This window comes from Nonomuraea soli (assembly GCF_013761175.1).
Taxonomy (GTDB): domain Bacteria; phylum Actinomycetota; class Actinomycetes; order Streptosporangiales; family Streptosporangiaceae; genus Nonomuraea; species Nonomuraea soli.
On sequence record NZ_JACDUR010000001.1, the window covers coordinates 1,166,693 to 1,179,258 of the forward strand.

General features: G+C 72.1%; 13 protein-coding genes. 8 read left to right on the forward strand and 5 right to left on the reverse strand.

All coding sequences use genetic code 11. The annotated features are described in order from the left end of the window. Position 1 precedes the first annotated feature (1 nt). Entirely contained in the window at positions 2-799 is a 798-nt protein-coding gene (gene trpA / locus HNR30_RS05535; RefSeq protein ID WP_181608530.1) for a tryptophan synthase subunit alpha, read from the forward strand. A gap of 53 nt (positions 800-852) precedes the next feature. Here trpA and HNR30_RS05540 read toward each other — a convergent pair whose 3' ends face one another. Next, on the reverse strand, positions 853-2,541 hold the full coding sequence (locus tag HNR30_RS05540) for a glycoside hydrolase family 35 protein (protein ID WP_181608531.1): 1,689 nt from the start codon (positions 2,539-2,541) through the stop codon (positions 853-855). 65 nt (positions 2,542-2,606) lie between these two features. Here HNR30_RS05540 and HNR30_RS05545 point away from each other — a divergent pair, with 65 nt between their 5' ends. From HNR30_RS05545 to HNR30_RS05570, 6 genes are all read left to right on the forward strand, one after another. Beyond that, a complete protein-coding gene (locus HNR30_RS05545) occupies positions 2,607-3,401 on the forward strand; it encodes a helix-turn-helix transcriptional regulator (RefSeq protein ID WP_181608532.1) in 795 nt (264 codons plus the stop codon). Positions 3,402-3,512: 111 nt separating this feature from the next. Beyond that, complete coding sequence (locus HNR30_RS05550; RefSeq protein ID WP_312894245.1) at positions 3,513-3,992, forward strand: MauE/DoxX family redox-associated membrane protein; 480 nt, start codon at positions 3,513-3,515, stop codon at positions 3,990-3,992. Then, a complete protein-coding gene (locus HNR30_RS05555; RefSeq protein WP_181608533.1) occupies positions 3,992-4,744 on the forward strand; it encodes a DsbA family protein in 753 nt (250 codons plus the stop codon). Before HNR30_RS05550 ends, HNR30_RS05555 begins: the two co-directional genes overlap by 1 nt. Before the next feature lie 26 nt (positions 4,745-4,770). Further along, a complete protein-coding gene (gene lgt / locus HNR30_RS05560) occupies positions 4,771-5,994 on the forward strand; it encodes a prolipoprotein diacylglyceryl transferase (RefSeq protein ID WP_181608534.1) in 1,224 nt (407 codons plus the stop codon). Between the two features lie 34 nt (positions 5,995-6,028). Further along, positions 6,029-6,853 carry a hypothetical protein gene (locus HNR30_RS05565; RefSeq protein WP_181608535.1) on the forward strand — a complete coding sequence of 275 codons (825 nt, stop codon included), beginning with the start codon at positions 6,029-6,031 and terminating at the stop codon, positions 6,851-6,853. After that, positions 6,853-7,434, forward strand: a complete 582-nt coding sequence (locus HNR30_RS05570; RefSeq protein WP_181608536.1) for a hypothetical protein — start codon at positions 6,853-6,855, stop codon at positions 7,432-7,434. The genes HNR30_RS05565 and HNR30_RS05570 overlap by 1 nt, the downstream gene beginning before the upstream one ends. A 191-nt stretch (positions 7,435-7,625) precedes the next feature. On the opposite strand, the gene HNR30_RS05575 is transcribed toward HNR30_RS05570, so the two are convergent. Further along, positions 7,626-9,194: a bis-aminopropyl spermidine synthase family protein gene (locus tag HNR30_RS05575; protein ID WP_246377165.1), complete on the reverse strand. Its 1,569-nt coding sequence runs from the start codon at positions 9,192-9,194 to the stop codon at positions 7,626-7,628. Between the two features lie 126 nt (positions 9,195-9,320). On the opposite strand from HNR30_RS05575, the gene HNR30_RS05580 reads away from it, so the two are divergent. Then, positions 9,321-9,878 (forward strand): LGFP repeat-containing protein, encoded by a 558-nt coding sequence (locus HNR30_RS05580; protein WP_181608537.1) that lies wholly within the window; start codon positions 9,321-9,323, stop codon positions 9,876-9,878. On the opposite strand, the gene HNR30_RS05585 is transcribed toward HNR30_RS05580, so the two are convergent. Genes HNR30_RS05585 through HNR30_RS49925 form a run of 3 tightly spaced genes read right to left on the reverse strand, consistent with a single transcriptional unit; the run spans position 9,873 to position 12,565 of the window. Then, a complete protein-coding gene (locus HNR30_RS05585) occupies positions 9,873-10,220 on the reverse strand; it encodes a response regulator (protein WP_181608538.1) in 348 nt (115 codons plus the stop codon). The two genes, HNR30_RS05580 and HNR30_RS05585, sit on opposite strands and share 6 nt — an antisense overlap. A 54-nt stretch (positions 10,221-10,274) precedes the next feature. Next, complete coding sequence (locus HNR30_RS05590) at positions 10,275-10,946, reverse strand: response regulator transcription factor (RefSeq protein ID WP_181608539.1); 672 nt, start codon at positions 10,944-10,946, stop codon at positions 10,275-10,277. Next, positions 10,928-12,565, reverse strand: a complete 1,638-nt coding sequence (locus tag HNR30_RS49925) for a sensor histidine kinase (RefSeq protein ID WP_181608540.1) — start codon at positions 12,563-12,565, stop codon at positions 10,928-10,930. The genes HNR30_RS05590 and HNR30_RS49925 overlap by 19 nt, the downstream gene beginning before the upstream one ends. Position 12,566: the final 1 nt, after the last annotated feature.

Genomic DNA, 12,566 nt, shown 5'->3' on the forward strand with positions numbered 1-12,566 from the left:
CATGACGACTCTCCAGGACGTTTTCGCCAAGGCGAAGGCCGAGAACCGTGCGGCCCTGATCGGATACCTCCCGGCCGGCTTCCCGAGCAAGGAAGGCGCGGTCAAGGCCGCCGCCGCCATCGTCGAGGCGGGCTGCGACGTCATCGAGATCGGCCTGCCGTACTCTGACCCACTCATGGACGGCCCGACCATCCAGGACGCCGTGCACGTGGCGCTGAGCCAGGGCACCCGCATCGCCGACGTGATGCGCACCGTCGAGGGCGTCGCCGCCACCGGCGCCGCCACGCTCGTCATGACCTACTGGAACCCGATCGACCGCTACGGCGCCGACCGGTTCGCCCGGGACCTGGCCTCCGCGGGCGGAACGGGCACGATCACGCCCGACCTGACGCCCGAAGAGGCCGAGCCGTGGCGGGTCGCCTCGGCCGAGGCCGGCATCGACACGGTCTTCCTGGTCGCGCCGAGCTCCACGCCCGACCGCATCAAGGCGGTCGTCGACTGCTGCACCGGCTTCGTCTACGCCGCCTCGCTCATGGGCATCACCGGCGCGCGCGACTCGGTCAACGCCGCCGCCGAGGGCCTGGTCGCGCGCACCCGCGCCCACACCGACCTGCCGGTCTGCGTGGGCCTGGGCATCGGCAACGGCCGCCAGGCGGCCGAGGTGGCCGCCTACGCCGACGGTGTCATCGTCGGCTCGGCCTTCATCCGGCTGCTGCTCGACGCCCCCGACGAGGCGTCCGGCCTGGCCGCCGTGCGCAAGCTGGCCGCCGAGCTGGCCGAGGGCGTCCGGCAGCGCTGACACGATCACGACGACGAGGGCGGGCGCTCCCAGGGAGCACCCGCCCTCTCGCGTCACGCGGCGGTGAGGCGTACCTCCAGCGGCCCCACCTGGTCGAGCTCCAGCACCACGATCTCGTTGGCCCCCGCGCGCAGCAGGGGAGCGGGCACGTACAGGCGCTGCTGCGGCCCGCGCTCCCAGTAGCGCCCCAGGCAGAAGCCGTTCACCCAGACGTACCCCTTGCCCCAGCCCGGCAGCTCCACGAAGGTGTCGCCCGGCTCGGCGACGTCGAACTCGCCGCGGAAGAAGCTGCGCGGCTCGGCCACGACCTCGCCGAACCCGGCGGGCACGGTCAGCGGGTAGGCCGTCACCTCCCAGTCGTGCAGGAACTGCTGGTGGTGGCGCACCCCGCGCAGGATGCCCTTGCGCTCGCCCAGATGCGGGCCGAAGTTGGTGCGTCCCATGGACTCCACCAGCAGCTCGATCTCGGCGGGTCCGGGAATCTCCAGCGCGTCGTCGGCGTCGCGGGAGAACACCGCGCGCAGCTCGCCGTCGACGAACACGTGCGCCCGGTCGTGCAGGCCGTCGACGACCAGCTTGTACGGCTTTCGCGGACCGGGGACACGGGTGCGGTAGGAGACCAGGCCGTGCTCCAGCCCGAGCTCCTCGAAGGTGGGCGGGAAGGGGGCGGTCGAGCGGATGCCGGTGCCCGCGTCCGCGAGCCGTACGGACCCGGTCAGGGCGACCGCCGACGGCGGGAGAGCGGCGGGCGCCTGCGGCACCTCGGGCACGTCGGGGTTGTAGCGGCGCAGAATGTCGCGGAAGAGCCAGAACTTCTCGGTCGGCGCGCCGTTCTCGGCGATGGGCGCGTCGTAGTCGTAGGAGCTGATGGTGGCGTGGTAGGCCTCGTGCCGGTTGGCGCCCGACCAGGAGCCGAAGCTGGTGCCTCCGTGGGCCATGTAGAGGTTGACCGAGGCGCCCATCGCCAGGATGCGCTCCAGCGAGTCGGCCGCGTCGGCCGGTTCGCGCGTGATGTGCTCGCCCGCCCAGTGGTCGAACCAGCCGCACCAGAACTCCATGCAGAACAGGGGTTCGCCGGGCCGGTGGCGCTTGAGCGTCTCGAAGGCGCGCTCGGGCTCGGAGCCGAAGTTGACGGTGGCCAGCAGCCCTGGCACCGTCCCGCCGGTCAGCCACCAGTCGCCGGGCCCGTCGGAGGTGAACAGCGGCACCTCGATGCCGTGCGCGATCAGCTCGTCGGCCAGGTGGCGCAGATAGGCCTGGTCGGTGCCGTACGAGCCGTACTCGTTCTCCACCTGGACCATGATCACGTTGCCGCCGCGGGTGATCTGCCGCTCGGCCACCGACGGGATCAGCTCGGCGAAGAAGCGGTCCACGTAGCGCAGGTAGCCGGGATCGGAGGTGCGCACCCGCACGTCCGTCAGCCACCAGGGCAGGCCGCCGTTGTCCCACTCGGCGCAGATGTAGGGCCCGGGACGCACGATGGCCAGCAGACCCTCCTCGGCCGCGGCGTCGAGGAAGGCTCCCAGCAGCTCCAGGTCACGGAACTCGCCGGGCCGCGGTTCGTGCAGGTTCCACGGCACGTAGGTCTCGACGGTGTTGAGCCCCATCGCGTGCAGCATGCGCAGCCGGTGGGCCCACTGCGAGGGGTGGACACGGAAATAGTGCATCGCGCCGGACAGGACGCGGAAGTCCTGCCCGTCCAGCCTGAACGACTCGCCATCGATAACGAAATTTCGGGACATGGATAGAATTTCGCAGGTCAGCGGGGCCGCGGTCGATGGACAAACCTGGATGGGGTGTTGGACTGATGTATCACCATTGGTCGCGCTACCTCACCCCCGACCCGCTCCACCTCGACCTGGGACTGGCCTGCCTCGGCGTCGGCCACCAGGAGGGCCGCCTGCCCGTCGTCGGCCCGCGGGTCCTGCCGCACCACGTCGCCGTCCTGGTCACCGCGGGCTCCGGCTGGTTCGGCCAGGTCCCGGTCGAAGCCCCGGCCGTGTTGTGGCTGACGCCGGGCGTCGCCCACCACTACGGCCCGCACGAGGAGTGGACCGAGTGGTTCGTCGACTTCGCAGGGCCCGCCGCCGCGGCCTACGCCGAGCTGGGCTTCATCGGCACCGGCGTGCAGGCCCTGGAGACGGCCGACCCGGTGGCGCACGAGATCGGCCGCATCGCCAGGGTCTGCCGAGAAGAAGGCCCCTACGCCCAGGTCGAGGCCTCCTCGCTGGTGCACGGCGTGCTCATGGCCATCAGGCGCAGCCGTACGGCCGAGCACGCCGACCCCCTGCTGCAGGCGCTGGCCAGGGACGCCTGCCTGCCCATCCCGGTGACCGAGCACGCCAGGCGCCTGGGCGTGCCGCTGTCGGAGCTGCGCCACATCGTCAAGCGGCTGACCGGCGCCAGCCCGAAGGACTACCTGCTGGCCATCAGGCTCAACCGCGCCAAGGACCTACTGGCCACCTCCGACCTGCCGGTCGCGGCGGTCGCGCGGCGGGCGGGATACGACGATCCCGCCTACTTCACCCGGATCTTTACCCGCCGGGTCGGCATGCCGCCCAGCGAGTTCCGGGCACAGCAATACCGTGGTCACACCGCTTAGCTGAGGCTTATTCCAGGCATGGTCGGATGGTTCCGGGTACTGTGCGGATCCCCAAGCCCGCTCACATAGGAGTCGATCGTGTTCGCGTCGCAACAGTCACGCAGAGGTGCGGTGGCGATACCCTGGGTCACGACCGTTGCCCGGCTGATCCTGGGCGTCGTGCTCATCGCCGCCGGGCTGCCGAAGTTCCGCGACCCGATCCAGTCCGTGACCGCGGTCAAGGCCTACCAGCTCCTGCCGGAGTCGATCGCGACCACGGTGGGGCACCTGCTGCCGATCGCTGAGATCATTCTGGGGATCCTGCTGGTGGTGGGCCTGCTCACCAGGATCAGCGCGGTGCTCGGCGGGCTGCTGATGCTGGCGTTCGTCTTCGGCATCGCCTGGGCCTGGGCCAACGGTCTGAAGATCGACTGCGGATGTTTCGGCGGTGGCGGGCAACTGGCGGCGGGCCAGGAGCCGACCTACCTGCTCGACATCGTGCGCGACTTCGGCTTGGTGGTCTGCGCGGTCTGGATCGCGCTGTTCGCGCCGGGGCGCCTGGCGCTGGACACCAAGCTGGGTCTCGGCAAGAGCGAGAGGGAGAACGACTGATGGGCAAGGCTGACCGCGAGAAGTCGGCGCGCGACCGGATCAAGCAGCAGCAGGCCGAGGAGCGCGCCCGCGAGAAGCGCAAGAAGATCGTCACGTATGTGACGGCCGGTGTCGTGGCGCTCGCGGCCGTCGGGGCGGGCTACTGGTTCAACGCCAGCCGCACCCAGACGGAGGAGGCCGCCGCGGCGGCGCTGGCGCCGATCACCGTGGCCGCCGACGGCTCCATCGTGATGGCCAAGCAGGGCGTCGAGAAGCCCGTGCTCGACGTCTACGAAGACTTCCAGTGCCCGGCCTGCAGGGAGTTCGAGTCGGTCTCCGGCCAGACCTTCAAGAACCTCGCCTACGAGGGCAAGGCCAAGGTCGTCTACCACCCGCTGACGATCTTCAGCATGGAGCCGACCAAGGGCAACTCCGAACGCGCGGGCGCCGCCGCCATGTGCATCCCCGGCGGCAGCCAGTGGATGGCCTTCCACGACAAGCTCTTCGAGGAGCAGCCGCCGGAGACCGTCGAGGGCTTCAAGGTCGACGACATGGTCGGCTGGGGCGAGGAGGTCGGCGTCACCACGCCGGGCTTCGCCGACTGCGTGCGCAACCAGAGCAAGCTCGCCGCCCACACCGCCTTCTCCAACGCCCAGCTGGAATCCGCCAAGATCCAGGGCACGCCCACCATCAAGCTCAACGGCACCCAGCTCGAGGGCAACCAGCTGACCCCTGACGGGCTGCGTCAGGCTGTTCAGGATGCGGCCAAGTAGCCCAGGGTCCGCTACTCTCACGTGACATGCCCCTAGCATCGATTCCCAGCCCCGCCCAGGCGGTCTGGTACCTCGGCCCGATCCCCCTCAGGGCCTATGCGCTGTGCATCGTGCTCGGCGTCATCGTCGCCGTCTGGCTGGGCGAGCGCCGCTGGCGCGCCCGCGGCGGCGTGCCGGGCACGATCGTGGACATCGCCGTGCCCGCCGTCGTGTGGGGTCTGATCGGTGGCCGCCTCTACCACGTGATCACCGACTGGCAGATCTACTTCGGCAGCAAGGCGGTCAAGGAGCCCTACGAGGCCCTGTTCATCTGGGAAGGCGGCCTGGGCATCTGGGGCGCGATCGCGCTCGGCGGCTTCGGCGTGTGGCTGGCCTGCCGCAGGCGCGGCCTGTCGCTCAGCGCCGTGGCCGACACCCTCGCCCCCGGCATCGCCTTCGCCCAGGCGATCGGACGCTGGGGCAACTGGTTCAACCAGGAGCTGTTCGGCGGCCCCACCGACCTGCCGTGGGGCCTGGAGATCGAGCCGGGACGCCCCGGCACGGTCGAGGGCTACACCGGGCTCTACCACCCGACCTTCCTGTACGAATCGCTGTGGAACGTCGCGCTGGGCTTCCTGCTGCTGTGGGCGGGCAAACGTTTCGCGCTGCGCCACGGGCGCCTGTTCGCGCTCTACGTGGCCGGCTACACGCTGGGCCGCTTCTGGATCGAGGGGCTGCGCACCGACCCGGTCGGCGGCGTCAACCAGGCGGTGGAGTTCTTCGGGCTGCGCATCAACCAGTACACCGCGCTGGTGCTGTTCGTGGGGGCGCTGGTCTACTTCTTCATGACGCGCGACAAGACCACGCCGGAGATCGTCAACCCGGAGTCGCCCAAGCACGGCGGGGTGCCCGTCGCCGTGGGCGCGCCGGCGGCGGAGGAGTCGGCGGAGACCGCGGCCGCTGAGTCGACGGCCTCCAAGCCCGCGGCCACTGAGTCGACGGCCTCCAAGCCCGCGGCCGCTGAGTCGACGGCCTCCAAGCCCGCGGCCGCTGAGTCGACGGCCTCCGACCCTGGCGCCGCCGAGCCTGCCGCCGCCGAGGCCGCGGCGCCGGAGCCCGAGTCGCCCAAGCCCACGCCGTCCAAGCCCGCGGCCGCTGAGACGGCGGGCACCACGGCGGGCACCACGGCGGGCGAGAGCACCTCCGCCGAGACCGGTGACTCCACTTCCAAGGACAAGGAGGAGAAGCCGGGGGAGAATCCGGCTTCATGACGGACCTCGACCGTCGGACCGGGATGGGCACGCCGTGAGAACCTCCGCCCCGCCGCGCAAGCGCCGCCGCCCGCCCAAGTCCGACTGGCAGTTCCCCGGCCTCACCGGCATGGGGCTCAAGCCCCAGCAACAACGCCTCCTGGTGATCATCGGCACCGTGGCGGCCGTTGTGCTGGCCGCCACCGGCCTGGTGGCGATCCTCACCAACCTGGGCAGCGGGGCCAGTGCCCCGCCGCTCCCGGCCGGTGACGATCCGCCGCCGGGCCAGGCCAGGCCCGCCGAGTTCCAGGGCTGGGTCTCGCCCAAGCTGTTCGCCCCCATCGCCGACCGCGGCCAGGACGCCAAGCCGCTGACGGCCAAGGAGCTGTTCGGCGGCGCCAAGACCCTGGCGGTCAGCAAGAAGGTGTCGCTCAAGCTGGCCGCTCAGGACCTGACGCCGTCGTGCGCCACGGTGACGTGGGGGCGCGAGCTGATCGAACAGGTGTCGGCGGCGGGCTGCTCCCAGGCGGCGCGCGGGCTGTACGTCAGCTCCGACCAGCGCTACATCGCGCAGTACACCGTGCTCAACCTGCGCGATGTGAAGGCCGCCGACGAGCTGGTGCAGTCGCTCAAGACGCTCTACCTCGGCGGATGGGTCCAGCCTCTGCCGTACGACAAGGTGCCCTTCCCCTCCCACGGCCACACCGAGGGGGCGGCCTACGCGCTGGGACACTACGTCGGCCTGGTGTGGCTGGCCCGCGCCGACGGCGCAGAGCGCGGCGCCAAGGACGACTTCTCGGCGCTGGGGCTGGCACTGCGCGCGGTGGAGAAGCCGCTCTACCGCCGGATCGTCGCGATCACCGGACCGGGGACCTCCTGATGCGGACCAAGATCATCGCCACCCTCGTGGTGGCCGTCGCCGCCGCCGGGGCGGGCGCGTTCTGGCTGGCCGGGCGCGACTCGGCGGTCAGGCCCGCCTGGTTCAGGGGCGAGGCCAGCTCGGCGCTGTACGCGCCGATCGACACGCGCGAGGCCGACGGCTCGCCGCTGACGGTGGCCGAGCTGTTCCCCGTGGCGACCGTGGGCGGGCTGGCGCGTGGCGCGACCGGCGAGTTCGCCGACTGCGCCGAGGTGCTCGACGGGGTCGACGCCGCCGGCTGCACGCAGGCGTTGCGCGCGGTCTACTCGGGCGGGCCGGTCGCCGGGCAGTTCGTCGTCTTCAACCTCGCCGACTCGGGCGCCGCCGACGCCCTGGTGTCCGCGCTGGGCAAGCAGGGGTTCGTACGGCAGGCGATCGCCTTCGAGGCCGGGCGCAGCCGTGCCCAGGCTCGCGCGCTGGGCCACTACGTGACGGTGAGCTGGGTCGGGCCGGTCTCGGGCGCGGCCGACGTCTCCGAGGCGCACGTGGCGCTCGACGGCGTGAGCCAGGCCCTGCTGCCCCGCGTGGTGGCCGCCGGCTAGTCCCGCCGACCGACCCGGATTCTCCCGACGCCGCGCCGGGCGGCTCCGATGGCCCGCCGGGCGGCTTCAACGGTCCGCTGGGCGGCCCCTATGGCTCGCCGGGTGCCCCCCAGGCCCGCCGGGTTGCCTCCCAGGGCTCGCCCGGTGGCTCCGGTGGCGGGGCCGGTTTCCGGGCGATCAGCTCCTGGCGCTCACGTGACCGCGCCGACGCGGCGCAGGGTGGCCTCGATCGCCGCCGGCAGCGCCTCCAGCAGGTGCATCGGCGCCTCCACCGGCGCCAGCCCGTCGGCCCACGGCGCCGCCTCGGCGATGATCGCGCGCGCCTCGTTCTTGGTGAGCCTGACCTTCCGCTGCTTGGCGTGCCAGATGAGCGGCTCGCGCCAGGTGTTGCCCAGCTTGCCGTGCCCCTTGCCGAGCAGGCGCTGCGTCAGTTCCGCGACCGGGTCCTGCGGCGGGTCGAAGGGCCAGTCGAGCCGGATGCCCTGGACCACGGGCCCGCGCGTGGAGATCATGTACAGCGGCGCGAGCACCCGCTCGATCCGGTCGAGGTCGCCGGGCAGTGCCTTCATCCAGACCCTGATCCTGCCGGGGTGCCCGGCCAGCAGCACCCTGACCAGCGCCGCCTCCATGCCGGAGGGCAGCGAGACGGCCACGTTGGCCTGCGGTCCGGCGAACGGCTTGGCCAGCCAGGTCGCCAGCTGTGCGCGTGGCAGGTCGACGTCCTTGGACCACTCGCCGACCAGCAGGTTCCAGTCGAAGTCGCCGAAGTCGTGCCCGGGGGTGCGCACGAACGGGGTGGCCGCCTCGATCGACTGGGGGCCGTGGGTGTAGATGGCGGTGGCGTAGCGGTCGACGCGGGCCGCGACGGCGGGCCGGGTCTTGGAGGTGGGCCGCAGGATGTAGAGGTCGGCGGCGGACCCGATCGCCTCCGCCCCGAAATAGCGGTTGAAGTCGGGATACATGGCCTCGTAGGCGAGGTTCAGCTCCGACAGGCTGTTCTGCACCTTCAGCGCCAGCATCGGGGTGCGCTCCGAGGCGCCGTAGGCCAGCAGCACGCGCCCGTCGTCCTTCAGCCCCTCGACCGCGCGCGCCACGAACAGCCCGATGCCCTCGGGGGTGTACGGCGGGTCGGTGATCGCCAGGTCGTGCTCCTGGACCGAGGCGGGAAGCCCCAGCCGCAGGTCCGCCCAGCGGGTGCGCACCCCCAGGCCCTGCGCGTCGATGTAGGCCAGGATGCGGTCGTCGACGTCGACCACGGTGACCTCGGCCTCGGGATGCACGAGCTTGATCGCCAGCGAGGTCAGGTCGTGGTCGCCCACGCACAACACCTTGGCGCCGTGCAGCCAGAACCGCGCACCGAGCAGCAGCGCCCGGCGCATCACCGTCTCGGGCGTGGCCGAGACGTGGTCGAGCTCGGCGCGGGCGCCGGGCGCCGCGGCGATGAGCCTTTCCAGCCGCTCCAGCACGTCGCGGTAGTGGGGCAGCAGGTGCTCGACCGGGTCGGCGGGCGGCGGCGCCATCGCGAACAGCGCCTGGTGCTCGCCCGCCTTTTCGAGCGGCACGCGGAAGCGCTCGCCGTCGTGCTCCAGCTCCAGCGCGCCGAGCAGCGCCTCGATCGAGCGCCTGGAGGTGGCGCTGCGGCGCACCAGGTCCGCCCGGGTCCACCACTGGCCGTCGCACACCAGCATGAGCGCGTGGCGCAGCCGTCTGCTGTCGGCGCCCGCGGTGTCCAGGAGGGTGTCCAGGCCGGTTCCAAGCATGCGATCACCCTAGAGGACGTGGTGCTGGCATCCCGCGCGCATCTCCGTGCTGGCACCCTCGTGGGCCTCCCGCGTGATCTCTACCGTCGTAGACAGCTGAAGAACGACCAGGGAGGGAACCCCGAGATGCGCGCACTGCTCGCCGCCGCCGTCGCCGCGGCCGCACTGATCACCGTCACCCCCGCCGCCCAGGCCCGGACCTCGGCGTGCGACCCCGGCCTGATCCCGGAACCCAACAGCCTCATCCGCCGCCTGTGGGAGTACAAGGGCGGGGAGAACAGCGCCTACCGCTGCCCCGTCACCAAGGAGTACGGCTACGCGGACAAGCGCGGCTCGTGGCAGGTCTTCCAGTACGGCAAGATCGTCTGGTCGCCCAACGTCTCCGAGCGCATGCTCCTGCGCGTCTACCGCCAGGACTTCGGCATCTCCTTCGCCTGGGAAAGCCTCAAGACCGAGCGCTACAACGTCATGTGGAAGACCCAGAACGGCTCCTGGCAGCAGTGGGGCGACATCAGGAACCTCTACATGAGGATCAACAAGAGCTTCTTCCTGCCCGACGGCGACGAGTCGAGGACCGCCCGCGTGCACTTCAAGGTGCAGGGCTGCAACAGCGGTGGTTTCCTGGCGAGCTCGAAGTGCACCGCCTGGAGCTACCCGATCGCCCTCGACTGGCCGGCCTCATAGGGCACGCAGCTGGGCGGTGGACAGCTCGTCCTTGCGGATGTAGCGCACCGCCCCGCAGGTCAGGGCGCCGGGGGGAAGGTCGTCGACGGCGTAGCTCGACACCAGCACCACCTTGGTCGCGGGGGCGGCCGCCAGGATGAGCCTGGTGGCCTCGATGCCGCTGATGTCGGGCAGGTGGATGTCCATGAGCACCACGGCGGGCCGTACGGCCAGGGCCTGGGTGACGGCGTCGTGCCCGGTCTCCGCCTCGCCCAGCACCCGCCAGCCGGGCAGCGCCCCGACGAGGGCACGTGCCACGGACCTGAAGGGCCGCTGGTCGTCCACGATCAACACGGTTGCCACCCCACCAGAGTGGGGCGGGGGACCCGCCGCGGCCAAGGGTGCTGGCACGAGGGCTCAGGAGCCGCCGTGGGCCGACAGGTACAGCAGGACCGCCATGACCCGCCGGTTCAGGTCGGGCTCGTTGCCCAGCCCGAGCTTGGGGAACAGGGCGTTGATGTGCTTCTCGACGGCCCGCTCGGTGAGGAAGAGCGAGGCGGCGACCGCGGCGTTGCTCTTGCCCTGGGCGATGTGGGCGAGCACGTCGCGTTCGCGTGGCGTGAGCGCGGCCAGCGGCGAGCTGCGGGCCAGCACGTTGTCGGCGACGAGCGCCTCCACCACGAGCGGGTCGATGACCGAGCCGCCGCGCGCCACCGCGCGGACCGCCTCGGCGAGCGCCCCTGGATCGCCCACCCGCTCCTTCAGCAGGTAGGCACGGCCGGAGCTGCCGCCCGACAGCAGCGGGGTGGCGTAGGCGGGCTCGGCGAACTGCGACAACACCACCACCCCGACGCCCGGATGGGTGCGCTGGAGCGTGGTCGCGGCCTGGATGCCCTCGTCGGTGCCGGTGGGCGGCATGCGGATGTCGGTCAGGACCACGTCGGGCGTGTGGTCGCCGACGGCGGCCAGCAACCCGGGCAGGTCGCCGCAGGTGGCCACCACCTCCAGATCCTCCTGCAGGTCGAGCACCCGGCGGACGCCCTCGCGCACGAGGAAGGAGTCTTCGGCGATCACGATCCGGATGGCCACCCGGCCAGCCTAGTGAGTGGGATCTCACCGCGCACCACCGTGCCGGCGCCGGGGGAGGACTCGACCTGCAGCGCGCCGCCGATCGCGCCGAGGCGGTCGGCCATGTTCACGAAGCCGTGCCCGTCGCCGCCGGAGCCCGGCTCGAAGCCGCGCCCGTCGTCGCTGACGGTGAAGCGCAGCGCCGCCGGGTCGGCCCAGACCCGCACGCGCACCGAGGCGCCCTCGCCGGCGTGCTTGCCGGCGTTCTGCACCGCTTCCAGGCAGCAGAAGTAGACCGCCGCCTCCACCTGCTCCGGGTAGCGCTCGGCGGTGGAGACCTCCACGCTGTACGGCAGCGCCACGCGCCTGGCCACCGATCGCAGCGCCTGGCCGAGCCCGTGGTGACGCAGCAGCGGCGGATAGATGCCGTGCGCCAGCTCGCGGACGGCGGCGTTGGCCTGGCGCACGTCGTCGCGCAGCTCCTCCAGCAGCGCGGGAAGCGTGGCGGGCTCCTGGCGCAGCAGCTCGGCCGCCAGTCCCAGCTTGACGCTCAGCGCCGCCAGGTGCTGCTGGGCGCCGTCGTGCAGGTCGCGCTCGATGGCGCGGCGCGAGGCGTCGGCGGCGGTCACGATGCGCAGCCGGGAGGCCTGCAGCTCCTCGTTGCGCCGCCGCAGCTCGGCCAGGGAGGCCTGCAGCGCCGTGTCGAGACGCATGTTGTGCAGCGCCAGGGCGACCTGCCTGGCCAGCTCGACGAGGATGCGGTCGTCGTCGTCGGTGAAGTCGCCCTCGCCGGGCGCTCGCCGTACGACCAGCAGGCCCAGCAACTCGCCCAGGTGCGCGGCCGGGGCGGCGCGCACCGGCGCCGGGCCGTCGAGCAGGGCGGGCAGCCACACCGACAGCCACGTGTTGCCGCCGGTCCTGGTCCTGCCGACCACGACGCGCTCCTTGGCGTCGAGGACGAGCTCGGCCGCCTGCCGTTCCGGCACGCTCGCTGCCAGGGAGAGCCGGCCGTCCGCGCCGACCCACACCTCGGCGCCCGCCGGGCCGAGCGTGGCCCTGAGCGACTCGACGAGCTGCAGCAGCAGCTCGTCGAAGGGGACCGCGCGGCTCATCCTGGCGCCGAAGGAGGCCAGCAGCTCGGCCGGGTCGGGACCGTGGCGTTGCAGCAGGGAGTGGCCGAGCGCCACCAGGCGGAAGCGCATCGGCAGCGCCAGCGCGACGGCGGTGATCGATGACAGGATGCCGGCCAGCAGGACGTCGCGCTCAGCGCCGACCGGTGAGCGGCCCAGACCCACCACCACGGTCAGGTACACCGTCACGACCAGCACCGTCAGCCCCGCCACGACCAGCGACTCCACCAGGACGCGCCCGGCCAGCCGGGCGGTGGCGGGTAACCGGCCCAGGACCAGCCCGGCCGCCGGCAGCACCAGCGTCGCCGGCACCCACGGCAGAGGGGAGGCGGGGAAGCCGAGCAGCAGGTGCAGCGCCAGGAGTACGGCCTGCGCCGCGCCCGCGACGACCGTCGTGGCCGCCAGCCACTGCAGCCTCCTGCGGCGGGCGGCGGCCAGCCTCGCCACGCGCAGCACCAGGCCCACCACCAGCGCCATGACCCAGGTGAGCGCGAGCGAGGCGATGATCACG